The sequence below is a fragment of the Paracidovorax sp. MALMAid1276 genome, assembly GCF_049198005.1.
GTDB lineage: Bacteria > Pseudomonadota > Gammaproteobacteria > Burkholderiales > Burkholderiaceae_C > Acidovorax.
Genome location: NZ_JBMIRS010000202.1, coordinates 1 through 13,959, shown reverse-complemented (window position 1 = coordinate 13,959; position 13,959 = coordinate 1). Strand labels below are relative to the sequence as shown.

General features: G+C 67.7%; 14 protein-coding genes and 1 pseudogene. 9 read left to right on the top strand and 6 right to left on the bottom strand.

Going from position 1 to position 13,959, the window contains the following annotated elements; translation table 11 throughout:
* The first annotated feature begins 184 nt into the window (after nt 1-184).
* Together ACOQFS_RS16255 and ACOQFS_RS16250 are read left to right on the top strand one after the other, a co-directional pair.
* Entirely contained in the window at nt 185-1,570 is a 1,386-nt protein-coding gene (locus ACOQFS_RS16255; protein ID WP_421563867.1) for an FAD-binding oxidoreductase, read from the top strand.
* Nucleotides 1,571-1,651: 81 nt separating this feature from the next.
* Nucleotides 1,652-2,491 (top strand): urease accessory protein UreD, encoded by an 840-nt coding sequence (locus ACOQFS_RS16250; protein WP_421563866.1) that lies wholly within the window; start codon nt 1,652-1,654, stop codon nt 2,489-2,491.
* 48 nt (nt 2,492-2,539) lie between these two features.
* On the opposite strand, the gene ACOQFS_RS16245 is transcribed toward ACOQFS_RS16250, so the two are convergent.
* Nucleotides 2,540-3,334 (bottom strand): IclR family transcriptional regulator, encoded by a 795-nt coding sequence (locus tag ACOQFS_RS16245; protein ID WP_421563865.1) that lies wholly within the window; start codon nt 3,332-3,334, stop codon nt 2,540-2,542.
* Nucleotides 3,335-3,435: 101 nt separating this feature from the next.
* Here ACOQFS_RS16245 and ACOQFS_RS16240 point away from each other — a divergent pair, with 101 nt between their 5' ends.
* From ACOQFS_RS16240 to ACOQFS_RS16225, 4 genes are read left to right on the top strand one after another with little or no spacing between them, the layout of a single operon-like run.
* Nucleotides 3,436-3,948, top strand: coding sequence for a type II 3-dehydroquinate dehydratase (locus ACOQFS_RS16240; RefSeq protein WP_421563864.1), 513 nt, complete (start codon nt 3,436-3,438; stop codon nt 3,946-3,948).
* Between the two features lie 42 nt (nt 3,949-3,990).
* Complete coding sequence (gene dctP / locus ACOQFS_RS16235) at nt 3,991-4,992, top strand: TRAP transporter substrate-binding protein DctP (RefSeq protein WP_421563863.1); 1,002 nt, start codon at nt 3,991-3,993, stop codon at nt 4,990-4,992.
* A gap of 10 nt (nt 4,993-5,002) precedes the next feature.
* Nucleotides 5,003-5,515 carry a TRAP transporter small permease gene (locus tag ACOQFS_RS16230; RefSeq protein WP_421563862.1) on the top strand — a complete coding sequence of 171 codons (513 nt, stop codon included), beginning with the start codon at nt 5,003-5,005 and terminating at the stop codon, nt 5,513-5,515.
* Nucleotides 5,512-6,813 (top strand): TRAP transporter large permease, encoded by a 1,302-nt coding sequence (locus ACOQFS_RS16225; RefSeq protein WP_421563861.1) that lies wholly within the window; start codon nt 5,512-5,514, stop codon nt 6,811-6,813. The genes ACOQFS_RS16230 and ACOQFS_RS16225 overlap by 4 nt, the downstream gene beginning before the upstream one ends.
* Nucleotides 6,814-6,846: 33 nt before the next feature.
* Here the strand turns inward: ACOQFS_RS16225 and ACOQFS_RS16220 are convergent, their stop codons facing one another.
* Nucleotides 6,847-7,368, bottom strand: a complete 522-nt coding sequence (locus ACOQFS_RS16220; RefSeq protein ID WP_421563860.1) for a GAF domain-containing protein — start codon at nt 7,366-7,368, stop codon at nt 6,847-6,849.
* Between the two features lie 207 nt (nt 7,369-7,575).
* On the opposite strand from ACOQFS_RS16220, the gene ACOQFS_RS16215 reads away from it, so the two are divergent.
* A complete protein-coding gene (locus ACOQFS_RS16215) occupies nt 7,576-8,067 on the top strand; it encodes a hypothetical protein (RefSeq protein ID WP_421563859.1) in 492 nt (163 codons plus the stop codon).
* A gap of 152 nt (nt 8,068-8,219) precedes the next feature.
* Here ACOQFS_RS16215 and ACOQFS_RS16210 read toward each other — a convergent pair whose 3' ends face one another.
* Together ACOQFS_RS16210 and ACOQFS_RS16205 are read right to left on the bottom strand one after the other, a co-directional pair.
* Nucleotides 8,220-9,302 carry an adenylate/guanylate cyclase domain-containing protein gene (locus ACOQFS_RS16210; RefSeq protein WP_421563858.1) on the bottom strand — a complete coding sequence of 361 codons (1,083 nt, stop codon included), beginning with the start codon at nt 9,300-9,302 and terminating at the stop codon, nt 8,220-8,222.
* A gap of 271 nt (nt 9,303-9,573) precedes the next feature.
* Nucleotides 9,574-10,362, bottom strand: coding sequence for a metallophosphoesterase family protein (locus ACOQFS_RS16205; RefSeq protein WP_421563857.1), 789 nt, complete (start codon nt 10,360-10,362; stop codon nt 9,574-9,576).
* Nucleotides 10,363-10,478: 116 nt separating this feature from the next.
* On the opposite strand from ACOQFS_RS16205, the gene ACOQFS_RS16200 reads away from it, so the two are divergent.
* Nucleotides 10,479-11,207, top strand: a complete 729-nt coding sequence (locus ACOQFS_RS16200) for a DUF2694 family protein (RefSeq protein ID WP_421563868.1) — start codon at nt 10,479-10,481, stop codon at nt 11,205-11,207.
* Here ACOQFS_RS16200 and ACOQFS_RS16195 read toward each other — a convergent pair.
* Nucleotides 11,117-11,527, bottom strand: a pseudogene (locus tag ACOQFS_RS16195) (diacylglycerol/lipid kinase family protein); the annotation flags it as partial. The gene ACOQFS_RS16200 and the pseudogene ACOQFS_RS16195 overlap by 91 nt on opposite strands.
* Nucleotides 11,528-12,019: 492 nt before the next feature.
* Here ACOQFS_RS16195 and ACOQFS_RS16190 point away from each other — a divergent pair.
* Nucleotides 12,020-12,928, top strand: coding sequence for a phosphatase PAP2 family protein (locus ACOQFS_RS16190; RefSeq protein ID WP_421563856.1), 909 nt, complete (start codon nt 12,020-12,022; stop codon nt 12,926-12,928).
* Nucleotides 12,929-12,935: 7 nt separating this feature from the next.
* On the opposite strand, the gene urtE is transcribed toward ACOQFS_RS16190, so the two are convergent.
* On the bottom strand, nt 12,936-13,628 hold the full coding sequence (gene urtE, locus ACOQFS_RS16185; protein ID WP_421563855.1) for an urea ABC transporter ATP-binding subunit UrtE: 693 nt from the start codon (nt 13,626-13,628) through the stop codon (nt 12,936-12,938).
* Nucleotides 13,629-13,959 lie beyond the last annotated feature (331 nt).

Here is a 13,959-nt window from a genome sequence, read left to right as displayed (position 1 = left end):
CTGGGCCCAGGCGCTCGTACCGCGCGAGACCGGTTTGTCGTGCGTTGCAGCCGATGTTCCTTCTGCCGCGCTGACTCCTAGCCCCTTTCACCCCCCATCGCCAACACACTGCGCGCAGCCACTGGCGCGCGGCACGGGCTCCCTTTTGCCCAAAACGGCCACCAGCGGCCAAGGAGATAACGACATGACCACCACCGCCCAACAACTGCCCACCCTGCTGCCCGACCTCGACTGGGTTGCCGACCCGCTGCGCGTGGGCCGCCTGTCGCAAGACTTCGCCTGGTTCAGCCCCGTGCTCAAGCGTGATCTGGCCGGCAAGCGCGGCGACATCGCCGTGCGCCCACGCACCGAAACCGAAATCCGCCAGGTGGTGGCCGCCTGCGCCACTGCAGGCATTCCCATCACCGTGCGCGGCAGCGGCACGGGCAACTATGGCCAGAGCACGCCGCTGCACGGGGGCGTGATCCTGGACCTGTCGGGCTACAACGGCTTTGGCTGGGTGCGCGGTGGCGTGGGCCGCGCGCAATCAGGCATTCGCCTGGCCGACTTCGATGCCCAGGCCAAGCCACAGGGCCAGGAGCTGCGCTGGCTGCCCAGCACCTACCGCAGCGCCACGCTGGGCGGGCTGTTTGGCGGCGGTTTTGGCGGTGCGGGCTCCATCAACCACGGGCCGCTGGCTGCGCCTGGCAACGTGCTGGCCGTGCGCGCCATGACGGTGGAGCCCGAGCCCCAGATCATCGAACTGCGCGGCCCCGAGGCCATGCTGCTGCACCACACCTACGGCACCAACGGCATCGTGCTGGAGCTGGAGGTGGCGCTGACCCCGTCCGTGGCCTGGACGGAGTGCATCGTGACCTTCACCGACTTCGACGCCGCGCTGGAGTTCGCGGACCGCTTCGGCGCCGCGCCAGGGCTGGAGAAGAAGGAGGTGTGCTTTCTTGCCGCGCCGATCCCGGCCTACTTCACCAGCCTGGCCGAGCACCTGCCCGCGGGCTGTCACGCGGTGATGCTGCTGGTGGCCCCGCATTCCGAAGACAGCATGCGCGACATGGCCATCCGACATGGCGGCGCCGTGAGCTACCGCAAGTCGGCCGACGAGGTGGAAAAGAGCCACAAGACCTTGCTCGAATACACCTGGAACCACACCACCCTGCACGCGCTGAAGGTGGACAAGACACTCACCTACATCCAGAGCGGCTTCAACCCCGCGACCCGGCTGGAGCAGGTGAAGGCACTGGAGAAAGCCCTGGGCGGCGAGGTGATGATGCACCTGGAGTTCCTGCGCACCAAGGAAGGCGCCTTCAACTGCAGCGGCCTGCAGCTGATCCGCTACAGCACCGAAGAGCGCCTCAACCAGATCATGCAGATCTACCGCGACCATGGCGTGCAGATCAACAACCCGCATGTGTACATCGTGGAAGACGGCAAGCAGAACAACCTGGACCCGGCCGTAGTGGGCATGAAGCGCCGCTTCGACCCGCAAGGCCTGCTCAACCCCGGCAAGCTGCGCAGCTGGTATTCGGCCGACCCCGCAGCGTCCGCAGAGACACCCGTACGCCAGACGGCGTAGCTGCGTTGAGCATAAAAACAGGGCTCAGCGCTTGTCCACAGGGCATAATCAGCTACTCATTTAATAGCAAACCCATCGCACATGCCCTGGCACGCCCGCCTGCAGCTCGACTACACGGCCGAACAGTCCCACGCCCGCACGGTGGCGCGCTATGAGCACAACGGGCCGCTGCGCATCCTGCAAAGCCTGTACCCCGAAGGAGACGCCATCTGCCACAACGTGCTGGTGCACCCCCCCGGCGGCCTGGTGGGGGGTGACACGCTGGACATCACCGCCACCGTGGGCCCCGGCGCCCACGGCCTGGTCACCACGCCGGGCGCCACGCGCTTTTACCGGTCCACCGGACCGCTGGCGCTGCAGCGCAGCCACCTCACGCTGGCCGAGGGTGCGCGCCTGGAATGGCTGCCGCTGGAAGCCCTGTGCTACAGCGCCTGCCACGCCGAAAACCACCTCACGCTGAACCTGGCCCCGGGCGCCGAGTGCATCGCCTGGGACGTGACCGCGCTCGGCCTGCCGCACGCAGGCCAGCCGTTTGAGCAAGGCCGCTTCACCCAGCACCTGGAGGTGCCCGGCCTGTGGCTGGAGCGCGGTGTGATCGACGCTGCCGACGAGCGCCTGCTGAGCAGCCCCCTGGGGCTGGCGGGCCACCGCTGCATGGCCAGCCTGTTCATCGCGGCCGGCACGCCCCTCGACCGGCCGCGCCGCGACGCGGCCCTGGATGCGGCCCGCGCCGTGATGGATCAACACCCCCAGGTCAAGGCCACCGCAGGCGCCACCAGCCCCAACGACCGCATGGTGGTGGTGCGCGTATTGGCGCCGCAGGTGGAGCCAGCGATGAAGCTGCTCAAGGCCGTGCGGGTGGCCTGGCGCGAAACGCTGTGGGGCCTGGCGGGCGAAGCGCCCCGGATCTGGGCGATCTAGTGGCAGGCGGGCCCCCGCAGACGCCGCGGCGGGTGGCAGGGGCTGCGGTCAGCCCTTGCCCAGCGCCGGGCGGTTGAACAGGCTGGAGGCCTGGCTGACCGGCCCCAGTTCGGCGGCCGCCGCCAGCAGGGCGGGCCCCAGCGCTTCCATGCGCTGCGGCGTCAGCCGCAGGCGCGGCCCCGCGATGCTGAGCACGCCGATGGCCTCGCCGCGGCGCAGCACGGGCGCGGCGATGGCGCTCATGCCGGGTGCAAACACTTCATCGATCAGTGCATAGCCCCGCGCACGCGCGGCCCGCAAATACCCGAGAAGCGCCTCGATGGTCGTGGGCGCATGGGGGCCGTATTCGGCCGGGGTGCCAAATCCCTGGCGCGACACCAAGGCCAGTGCGCGCTCGTCGGGCAGCGTCATCAGCCACGCATGGCCCGACGCGGTGCACGACAGGCGCGCATCCATGCCCATGTCGGGGTCGTAGCGCAGGCCCGCATGGCGCCGGCCCTGCGACTTGGCCACCCAGGTGAGCCGGTCGTCGTCCACGATGGACAGCCGGATCAGTTCGCCCGACGCTTCCGCCAGGCGCTCGAGCAGCGGCTCGGCAATCTCCACGATGCCGCCGCTGCTCAAGAAGCCCAGGCCCAGGGACACGACCTTGGTCGTGAGCACATAGTCGCCCTGCTTGCGCACCTGCCGCACATAGCCGCGCCGCTGCAGATCGGCCAGCACCCGGTGACAGGCGCTGAGGGGCACATCCAGCTCGGCCGCGATCAACGAGATCGGCAGCCCGTGGGGGTGCCTTGCAAGGTGTTCGAGCACGGACAGGCCACGGTCCAGGGCGGTGTTCATTTGTTGCAATATGAAATGAGTTTCCAAACTGGAAACTCTTTCTGAGGGTGGCTGAATAATTTGCGGCATTCGCCACAAACGCTGCACAAGGAGCCCAGTGTATGACCCAGCCGCCAGCCCGCGGGCCCACCGCCCCCCACGGGACCCTCTACGTCTTGAACGGCCCCAACCTCAACCTGCTGGGGGTGCGCGAGCCGCACCTGTATGGCCACACCACGCTGGCCCAGGTGCAGGCGCAATGCCACAGCGTCGCGCAGGAGCTGGGGTTTGCCTGCGACTTCCGGCAGACCAACCACGAGGGCGTGATGGTGGACTGGATCCACGAGGCCCGCGACGCGGCACGCGCCATCGTGATCAATCCGGCCGGCCTGTCCTTTCGGTCGATTCCGCTGCTGGATGCGCTCAAGACCTTTGACCACCCGATCGCCGAGGTCCACCTCACCAATATCCACCGGCGCGATGCCCTCTACCAGCACTCGCTGGTGTCGCTGGCAGCCACGGGGGTGGTTGCGGGCTTTGGCGCTTTTGGATATGAAATGGCGATGCGGGCGGTGGCGCGCCTGGTTGCCGAGGCGGCGCGTGCCGCCCCCACTGCCGTGCCTGCGGCAGCCTGACCCCTTCACCCGCCCGCCAACGAAAACCCCAAGGAGACAAGCATGAAACTTTCGACCCACCGCCGCCAGCTGCTCGGCGCAGGTGCAGCACTCGCGGCAGGCACCCTGGCGCCATCATGGGCGCGGGCCCAGGCAGCAACGCCCACGCTGCGCTTTGCCGCCGTGTTCTCTGACAAGGACATCCGGGCGGAAATGATGCGCATGTTCGGCGAAGAGATCAAAGCCGACTACAAGATGGAGCTGCACCTGAACTCCACGCTGTTCCGCCAGGGCACCGAGCTGGTGGCGCTGCAGCGCGACAACCTGGAGATGGGCAACATCTCGCCGCAGGACATCTCGCGCCAGGTGCCGGCGTGGTCGCTGCTCACGTCGGCCTACCTGTTCCGCGACGCCAACCACCTGAACGCCTTCTTCGCCAGCGACCTGGGCGCGCAGATGAAGAAGATGGCCGAGGACCAGCTCAAGATCAAGATCCTGGGGCCGACCTTCTTCGGCACCCGCCACATCGGCCTCAAGCCCAGAAAGAAGATCAACACGCCCCAGGACATGGCCGGCATCAAGCTGCGCATGCCGCCCGGCGACGCCTGGCAGATGCTGGGCAGGGCCGTGGGCGCCAACCCCACGCCCATGGCGTATGCCGAAACCTACACCGGCCTGCAGACCGGTGCGATCGACGGGCAGGACAACCCCCTGCCCAATGTGCAGAACATGAAGTTCAACGAGGTGATGACGCAGATCGTGCTGACCTCGCACCTGGTGGGCTTTGACGTGCTGACGGTGAGCCAGAAGGTGTGGACCGGCATGGACGCCGAGAAGCAGCGCGCCTTCCAGACCGCAGCCAACAAGGCCATTGCCTTTAGCACGGCAGAACACCTCAAGCGCGAGCAGCAGCTGGCCGAAGAGTTCAAGCGCGGCGGGCTGGACGTCTACACGCCCAACATCCAGGCGTTTCGGGAATACGCGCAGAAGGTGTACCTCGCCTCCGACGACGCCAGGAACTGGCCCGCCGGCATGATCGACAAGATCAACGCGCTGAAGGCCTGAGGTGCGCGCCGTGCAGGCATCGGGCGTGCCGGGTTCTGTGCGCGCGCGGCTCCACCGCTTTGCCGAGGCGGTGGTGGCCCTGCTGCTGGCGGTCATCTTCGTGGCCTTTCTCGCGCAGATTGCGTTTCGCTACTTCCTCAACTGGCCCGTGGGCTGGACGTCCGAGGTGTCGCTGATCGCCTGGCTGTGGCTGGTGCTGTGGGGCGCCGCGCTGGTGCTCAAGGAGCGCGACGAGATACGGCTGGACATCCTGACCGGGCACGCGGGGCCGCGCGTGGGCCGCGCCGCCACCGCGCTCGGGTCGCTGGCGGTCCTCGTGCTCTTCGTCATCTCGCTGCCGGCCACCTGGTCGTACGTGAGCTTCATGAAGGTCGAGAAGACCTCGTACCTGCATCTGCGCATGGACTATGTCTACGGCATCTACATGCTGTTTGCGGTGGCGGTCATCGTGCGCAGCGCTGCGGCCCTGGTGCGCGCGCTGCGGGGCGATGGCTCCACCGAACCTTCGGAGCCCACCCCGTGAATCTGACGAGCCCCTTTGCCCTGACCCTCGCAGCCCTCCTCGGCCTGAGCGTGCTGGGCGTTCCCGTGGGCCAGGCGATGATCGCCAGCTCCATCCTCTACCTGTACCTGAAGGGCATGGACATGGGGTCGGCTGCCGAGCAGCTGCTCAACGGCACCTACAACAGCTTTCTGCTGCTCGCGATCCCGCTGTTCATTCTTGCGGCTGCGTTCATGAGCTCGGGCAGCGTGCTCGACCGCCTGCTGCGTTTTTGCAATGCCATCGTGGGCCGCTTTCCCGGCGGGCTGGCGCAGGTGAACGTGCTGCAAAGCATCGTTTTTGCCAGCATGTCGGGATCGGCGCTCGCCGACGCCGCAGGCTCGGGCAAGCTCATGCAGGCCATGATGACCAAGGACGGCAAGTACACGCCCGGCTTCGCCGCCGCGCTCACTGCGGTGTCCGCGGTCATCGGGCCCATCCTGCCGCCGTCGATTCCCCTGGTGCTGTATGCGCTGGTGTCGGGCACGTCCATCGGCTTTCTGTTCATTGCGGGCGTGCTGCCGGGGTTGCTGCTGGGCGCGGTGCAGATGGCGCTGATCTACCTGCTGGCAAAGCGCCGGCGCTTTCCGGTGGAGCCACCCGTGCCGCTGCGCGACATGCCCCGCGTCACGCGCGACGCCTTCCCGGCGCTGATGCTGCCGGTGATCCTGCTGGGCTGCCTCTACAGCGGCATCACCACACCCACCGAGGCGGCGGGCCTGGCTGCGGCGTATGCGCTGCTCATCTCGGCCGTGCTGTACCGCAGCCTGCGGTGGCCGGACATCTACCAGGCGCTGGCATCCAGCGCGCGCACCAGCGTCTCCATCGGCGTGCTGATTGCGGGCGCGATGGTGTTCAACTACGTCATCACGTCCGAGAACATTCCCCGCACCCTGAGCACCCTGCTCGCAGGCCAGCAGATGTCGCCCCTGGTGTTCCTGCTCATGGTGAATGTGCTGCTGCTGGTGCTGGGGGCGCTGCTCGAAGGCTCCACCATCATCCTGGTGATTCTTCCGGTGCTGCTGCCCACGGCGGTGGCCCTGGGCATCGACCCGGTGCACTTCGGCGTGGTGTGCGTGCTCAACATCATGCTGGGGCTGGTCACGCCGCCCTATGGGCTGCTGCTGTTCATGATGACCCAGATCGCGAACGTCTCGATGCGCGAGCTGCTCACCAACGTCGCGCCCTTCCTGGCCGTGATGCTGGGCGCGCTGGCGGTGGTGACGCTGTGGCCCGATCTGGTGCTGTGGCTGCCGCGCCTGGCGGGCTACAAGGGCTGAAGCCGGGCCCGCCTGCGCGCTCGCGGCCCAGGCTCAGGCTGGCTGCGGCGCAGGGGGCGAGAGCTTCTGCGCCAGCAGGTTGGCGGTGTAACGCAGGCGGTTGATGTCGGCGTCGGCATCGGCCTGCACCCCGCGGCTGAAGCAGCACAGGGTGCCATACAGCTGGCCGCCCGCCAGCCGCACCGGAGTGCTCAGGTGCGTGCCGATCGGAAACCCCGGATCGGGCGCCTTGCCTGCGGCCACGTAGGGCGCGGCATTGCCGATCTTCTCGGGCAGCCGCCCTTCCACCACGCGCTGGCACCAGCTCTCTTCCACCGGGTCGGACATGCCCGCCTCCACCGGCGAAAAGCCCGGCGCGCTGTCCACCGCCATGAAGGTGCGCCGCCCGTCCGCGATCTGGGACACAAAGGCCACGTCCATGCCCAGGCGCTGACGCAGCATTTGCAGCACGGCGGGAACCACCGCAGGAAGTTCATGGTCGGCGGCATCACTGGTGGCCACCAGCAGTTCGGTGATGGTGACATCGAGGTCGTCGGGGTTGTAGTCGAGAAACATGCGGCAAGTCTATGCCTATCAGAAGGCCCTCGGTGAAACCATCTTTTGCAGCCGGTGTCTTGGCGTACAGGGGCGGAATGGGCGTTCCGGGTATCCCACTTTAGAAGTATCGAAACGGCGCGCTGCATGAACTTGTGGTGTAAAGGGCGCTCTAGAATGATTGCCCCGGGCCTACCAGCCCATCCCCGCGCCCTGGCGAACCGCATCATGCCCCATCACGGCCAACCCCGGCGCTTGCGCCTCGCTTCCTTCCTCACAGTGGCAGTGGTAGCCGCATCGCTGGGCGGTTTCTCCGCCCACGCCCACGAGGACTTGCTCAGCGGCCTGTGGATGGAGACCGCGAACTTCCCGGCGTCGAGCATCATCCGGTTCGAGCGTCACGGCGACAAGATCGTCGGTAAGTACCGTCAGGTCAGTACACCGCAACGCCACTGGGGATTTCAGACAGGTGAAATGGTCATTCAGGGCCGCGTTGACAACAACGTTTTCCAGGGTCAAGTCCTGTTAAAGCGGACGGACGAGATGCTCAAGCGCTGCCCGGATTTCGTCGCGTTCTGGGCCCCTATCGAACTGAGGTTCATCGAACCCGGCAAACTTTACGGTCGTTGGCGTCAGACACACTTTGACGCCAGGGATCCATGCAAGCCGGTAGCGAATTCCTGGCAGCTATACGGGCTGGAAAAAATCCAGACAGACTGACTGATCAGCTTCGATTTTCTAAGGTACGGCTCAATTGATCCTCACGGGCAACGGGTTGATGGTGCAAACGCTGTTTGCCGCCACGGCCTTATGGTGCCCCTGGAAGTTCAGCCTGACTGCTCGCGCACACTCATGCCAACCCGTATCGCCTCTCAGTGCGCCACCAGCAGCTGCACAAACATCTGCACCTTGGCATGGCATTCGGCGCTGATGGAAGTGAACTCCAGCCCGGCCACCCATTCGTCGCCCTCCTGCTTGAGCGTGACGACCCGCGCGTACACATCCGCCACGCGGTAGTCCACCAGCGGCAGCTCAAACTCCAGCTTGATCTCGCTGTGCGGCTCGAGCGGCTCGATCAGCTCGACCAGCAGGCCGTGGTAGCCGATGTCGCGGATGGCGCCGTGCACGATGTGGGGCACGACGATCTTGTCCTGCATGCGCTGGCACAGGCAGGGCAGGCGCGCATCCACGCGGTGGCTGCGGCGCCATTCCTGGCGCGGCACCTTGAGCTTTTGCGAGGGGATGGCGATCAGCTCGCGCAGGCTGACGGGTTGCGTGCGGCCCTTGACGTAGACCTGCATGGGGGCGGACGCCGACACCAGGCCCCAGCAGCGCTGGTAGGTAGTGTCGCTGATGAGCACCTGCCCGCGCAGGCTCAGCGCCTCGATGCGCGAGGCCAGGTTCACGGCCTCGCCGATCACGGTGTACTCAGAGTACACATCCGAGCCGAACCGCCCGGCCATCACCGTGCCGGTGTTCACGCCAATGCCCAGAAACACCTCGGGCAGCCGCTCGCTGATGTGCGCGAGGTTCAGCTCCCGCATGGCCATCTGCATTTCCACCGCACACAGCAGCGCGCGGTCCACGTCATCGTCGCGCGCCTCGGGTGCGCCGAACAGCACCATGATCGAGTCGCCCATGAACTTGTCGATGGTGCCCTGGTACTTGAAGACCACCTCGGACAGCCGCGCCAGGCAGCGGTTGAGTGCCGCGATGACGACCGATGCCGGCTGCGAACCCGACAGCGCCGTGAACCCGCGCAGGTCCGCCAGCAGGATGGTGACCTCGCGCGGCGACACGTCCCGGCCTGCGTCGGCCGCGCCGTCCGGGCTTTTCATGCCGTGCAGGATGCTGACCATCTCGGCCTGCGCAGCGTCCGACAGGGGCGCACCGGTTTCGCGCTCGATCAGCGCCTGCAGCCGGCGCACGGCATCGTGGTGGAATTCTTTGTGCATGGAGGCGTGGGGCGTGGGCAAGGAGGGGCGGGTGTGGCGGCAAGCGGGCATGAAAGGCCCGCCAGCCTGCAGCCAGAATAGGCGGGGCCTGTGGGCCGGTCAACCCCGGGAAACCACCTCGGGGTTTCGCGCCACAGGGTATTGATGTTTTTTGGCCCCAGCGCTTTACCATCAATGGTTTGTTGCTACATTATTTGCAGCACACAATTTAACCGGCACCGCCACACCTGACGGATGGATCACGCGCAATTGCAGCGGCCCGACGAGCCAGCTACCCCGCCTGAACGCGGTGCACGCACGCAAACTCTCCCACGGCCTCGTCATAGTCCCAGCGCGCTGCATACCGGGCCTCACCTCCGGGCGCAGTGCCCGAGGCCTCGATGCTGAGCACCACGAGGCTGTTGGGGCTGCCGTGCCGCAGGCGCATCGACACCGCCGTGCCTGCGCTGCTGGCCCACAGCCCTGGCAGCGGCTGCAGCAGGCGGGGGTGGTGCGCGTGGCCGGAGAGCATCATCTGCGCACCTGCAATGCGCCAGCGCTCCACCGCCTCGTCGGCGCGTGCGGGGCGGTGTTCGCGCTCGTTGTCGTCGCGCTCCACCAGCGGGTGGTGGCTGGCCACAATGCGCCAAGACGAAGGCGGTGCGCGCGCCAGCAGCATCGCCACGTGCTCGATCTGCGCCGATGACAGGCTCCCACGCTCGTGCCGCCAGGCGCGGGTGGTGTTCACGCCCACCACGTAAAAGGCGCCCATCTGCCGCACCGGCTCCCGGTCCATGCCGAACTGCTCCGAAAAGCGTTCGTACGCACGACCCCAGCGCATCCACCACGCAAACAGCGGCAGGTCATGGTTACCCGCCAGCACCAGGTTGCTGCGCGCATTCAGGCCCTGCACAAAGCGCGCGGCCTGCTCGAACTGCCCGGCCGTCGCGCGCTGCGTCACATCGCCCGAGACCACGGCCATCGCCACCTTGAGCCGCTGCGCCAGCCGCTGCGCCGCAGCGCACACCTCGGGGTCGTGCGCGCCAAAGTGCAAGTCGGACAGGTGCATCAGGACAGTCATGGGCGCTTGCAGGCCTTTCAGAAATCGGTGCGATGAAGGGCGGCGGACGGCGCACTGCATGCCGGCCCTGCGGAGGGTGACACTATGCCGGAACGAGCCCCCCGGCGGGTTCGGGCATGGGGGCCCGCTCTGGCTGCTCAGGGTCGCTGCGCACCGCCTCGGCCGTGGGGGCCTCGTCGCGCACCAGCGGGCTGGGCGCCACCAGCCACAGCGGGCGGTCGCTCAGGCGGAAGTGCAGGGGCGGGACCATCCACTCGCGCTCGCCGTCAAACGCCACCTTCACCTGCGGCGGCCGCCAGCTGGCCGGGGTCACGGTCAGCTCGGAACACGCACTGCTGAGCACGGCGCTGTTTTTGGCCAGTTGCCCGGTGGCTGCGTGCCACACGGTGCGGGCCACGGCCCAGCGCCCCTGCGGCTTGAGCATGACCACCGCCAGCTGCCCGCCGCCCGCCACCGCCCCGGCCTGCGGCAGGCCCACGCTGTCCAGCTGCAGGGGGTTGTTGCCCACAAACAGGGTGGTGACCTGGTGCTCCTCCTCGTGCAGCACCTGCGCGCCATGCTGCGTCTTCATCATCACGCGCCAGCGGCGGCCGGAGGCTGGCCGCAGCAGGCTCCACACCGCCGACGCCACCGCCACCCAGCGCGAGCGCCCAAAGCGCCGCGAGGCCATCTCGCGCTCGGCCAGCAGCTTGGGGTACAGGCCCACGCTGGCGTTGACGATGAACATGCGCCGGTTCACAAACCCCACCTGCACGGGCCGCATGTCGCCGTCGCGCAAGGCCTGCAGCAGATCCAGCACGGCGGTCTCTGTGTCCAGCGCCAGGCCGTGCTCGCGGCTGAAATAGTTGAAGGTGCCCATGGGCACCACGCCCACCGGCACGCCCGCCACCAGCGCCGCCGACGCCACGGCGTTGATGGTGCCGTCGCCACCTGCCGCCACCACCAGCCCGCCATCACCTTTTGCCGCTTCCACCGCCACGCGCGCCAGCTGCACGATGTCGGCGCGCTGCTCGGGCACATGCCACACGACACGATGCTTGTGCACGGCCAGAACGCCCGCCAGCTTGGCGCGCAGCAGGTCGAGATCGGCGCCGGGGCGCTGGGGCACCACCAGGTGGATCGGCCCCTGGGGCGGGGCGGGAGGGGTGTGTTCGGCAGGGTTCATCGTGGGCAGCGTGGTGGGGCCGGGTTGCGGTGGACGGGGGCGGAGCCCCTGTCCCGCATCTGATGCGCTAGCGCGGTGCGGCGTGCGGAGCCACCACCGGCGAGAAAGCAACGTCAACGGCCATCGGGTAAGACAAGAAAACACGCTGGCATCGTCGCTGCAGCCCGCACGCCGCGCAGCCAGCAGCTGCGCCCTGGGCCTGTGGGAGCCGGCCGACACCGCATTGCCGCAGCCCGTGACGCCGCCAGCCGATGCCCAGCCAGGGCCCCCTGCCAGAGCCCCGCACCCTCCTTGGTTTTCTTGGTGCCCTTGGTGCCGGGAACTCCCACACCGGGCCGGGCTCCCTCCACAGGCATTCATTCCGTTGCGTCCCTGTTGCGCCGATCATTCTTGCGGTCCTTGCGAGCGGCGCCGGGTCCGACCTTTTTTCTTCCTTCCCTTATTCAATTTTTCTTGACTGATGCACCATCCCACCTCCTTCGGACGGTCCCCATGACGACAGACAGCGACATGTTTGCCCTGCACCTGCAGCACGTGGGCGCACTGCTGGCGCGCCACCCGCTGGAGGGGTGGCTGGCTGGCCTGGTGGTGGCGTCTGCGGTGGGCGCGCTGGCCCTGGTGGGGGTGCGGGCAGTCCGCCGGCGCAGTGCGCCGCTGCGCCAGCGGCTTGTGCAGTTACCGATGCCGCTGCCGCTTCGGCTGACGGGGGATGCACGCTGGGTGGCGCTGGTGGCCGCCATGGCCGCAAGCGCCTGCGCCCTGGTGCTGGCCGCCACCGGCATCGCGCAGCTGGCCGAAAGCGGCCGCCCCGGCGGCGGGTGGGGGGCGCTGGACGATACCCTGGCCCAGGGGCTGCGCGAGCATGCAGGCGACGGCGTGCTGCGCTGGTTCGCGGCGCTCACGCACCTGGGCGATGCCTGGGCGCTGACCGCTGGCACCGCCATGGTGGCGGCGGGCCTGTGGCTGCGCCAGCACCGGCTGCTGGCCGTCGCCTGGCTGGTGGCCCTGGCCGGCAACGGGGCGCTGACCCGCGTGCTAAAAAGGGTTTTTGAGCGCGTGCGGCCCGAGCACGCCCACGGCATTGCCGAAGCCAGCGGCTACAGCTTTCCCAGCGGCCACAGCAGCGCGTCGATGGTGGCGTACACCCTGCTGGCCTACCTGACCACGCGGCTGCTGCCGCGCGCATGGCATCTGCCTGCGGCGGTGCTGGCTGCCATGCTGGTCTTCACCATCGGCTGGAGCCGCGTGGTGCTGCACGTGCACTACGCCAGCGACGTGCTCGCAGGCTGGCTGCTGGGCGCCACCTGGATGGTGTGCACGGTGCTGATCGTGGAGAGCGTGGCACGCTGGCGGGCGCCACCTTTCGCCGGTCCGCCCGCAGCCGCAATACGACAGCCGTGACAACGGCTCAGATCGCCACGAGGTTGCGGATGCCCTTGGCCTCCATCTCGCTGCCCGGCCCGCGCGCGATCACCTCGCCGCGCTCCATCACCAGGTATTCATCGGCCAGTTCCTGCGCAAAGTCGTAGTACTGCTCGCACAGCAGGATGGCCATCTCTCCCTTGTCGGCCAGCATCCGAATCACGCGGCCGATGTCCTTGATGATGCTGGGCTGTATGCCTTCGGTGGGCTCGTCCAGGATCAGCAGGCGCGGCCCTGGCGCCAGCGCGCGGGCAATGGCCAGTTGCTGCTGCTGCCCGCCCGACAGGTCGCCCCCGCGGCGGCCCAGCATCTGCTTGAGCACGGGAAAGAGTTCGTACAGGTGAGAGGGCACGGGTGTGGAGCCGCTTTTGTAGGCCAGGCCCATGCGCAGGTTTTCTTCGACCGTGAGCCGCCCGAAGATCTCGCGGCCCTGGGGCACAAAGCCGATGCCCGAGCGCGCCCGGTCGTAGGGCGTGGCCTTGTCGATGGCCTTGCCGTCGAACTGGATGGACCCGCTCTTGATGGGCACCAGGCCCATCAGGCTCTTGAGCAGCGTGGTCTTGCCCACGCCGTTGCGGCCGAGCAGCACGGTGACTTTGCCGGCTGCGGCGGTGAGGCTCACGTCGCGCAGGATGTGGGAGCCGCCGTAGTACTGGTTGATGTTCTGGACGGTGAGCATGGTGAGATTCTTGAAGTGTTTATGGGCTTCAGCGCTTATCCATCAAGCGCTGATAGCTATGTTTTTAAGAGCGTTTATGGCGTTTTGTGGGTCATGCGGCGAGATGTGGTCGCGCGGGAGAGCACTGCGGGTTTCCCCATCTGTTCCCCAACCGTTCCCCATCCGTTCGGGCTGAGCCTGTCGAAGCCGGGGCGCCTCCCCACCCGTTCGGGCTGAGCCTGTCGAAGCCTGGGCGCCTCTCCACCCGTTCGGGCTGAGCCTGTCGAAGCCGGGGCGTGCTCGCAGGCTCGCTGATCGGCAGCATGCCTGGCTCAAGGGCGGGGGCCGGGGG

Coding starts and splice junctions, on each gene's coding strand:
- ACOQFS_RS16255 (WP_421563867.1), top strand. CDS start 185: ATGACCACCACCGCCCAACAACTGCCCACCCTGCTGCCCGACCTCGAC.
- ACOQFS_RS16250 (WP_421563866.1), top strand. CDS start 1,652: ATGCCCTGGCACGCCCGCCTGCAGCTCGACTACACGGCCGAACAGTCC.
- ACOQFS_RS16245 (WP_421563865.1), bottom strand. CDS start 3,334: ATGAACACCGCCCTGGACCGTGGCCTGTCCGTGCTCGAACACCTTGCA.
- ACOQFS_RS16240 (WP_421563864.1), top strand. CDS start 3,436: ATGACCCAGCCGCCAGCCCGCGGGCCCACCGCCCCCCACGGGACCCTC.
- dctP (WP_421563863.1), top strand. CDS start 3,991: ATGAAACTTTCGACCCACCGCCGCCAGCTGCTCGGCGCAGGTGCAGCA.
- ACOQFS_RS16220 (WP_421563860.1), bottom strand. CDS start 7,368: ATGTTTCTCGACTACAACCCCGACGACCTCGATGTCACCATCACCGAA.
- ACOQFS_RS16215 (WP_421563859.1), top strand. CDS start 7,576: ATGCCCCATCACGGCCAACCCCGGCGCTTGCGCCTCGCTTCCTTCCTC.
- ACOQFS_RS16210 (WP_421563858.1), bottom strand. CDS start 9,302: ATGCACAAAGAATTCCACCACGATGCCGTGCGCCGGCTGCAGGCGCTG.
- ACOQFS_RS16205 (WP_421563857.1), bottom strand. CDS start 10,362: ATGACTGTCCTGATGCACCTGTCCGACTTGCACTTTGGCGCGCACGAC.
- ACOQFS_RS16200 (WP_421563868.1), top strand. CDS start 10,479: ATGGGGGCCCGCTCTGGCTGCTCAGGGTCGCTGCGCACCGCCTCGGCC.
- ACOQFS_RS16190 (WP_421563856.1), top strand. CDS start 12,020: ATGACGACAGACAGCGACATGTTTGCCCTGCACCTGCAGCACGTGGGC.
- urtE (WP_421563855.1), bottom strand. CDS start 13,628: ATGCTCACCGTCCAGAACATCAACCAGTACTACGGCGGCTCCCACATC.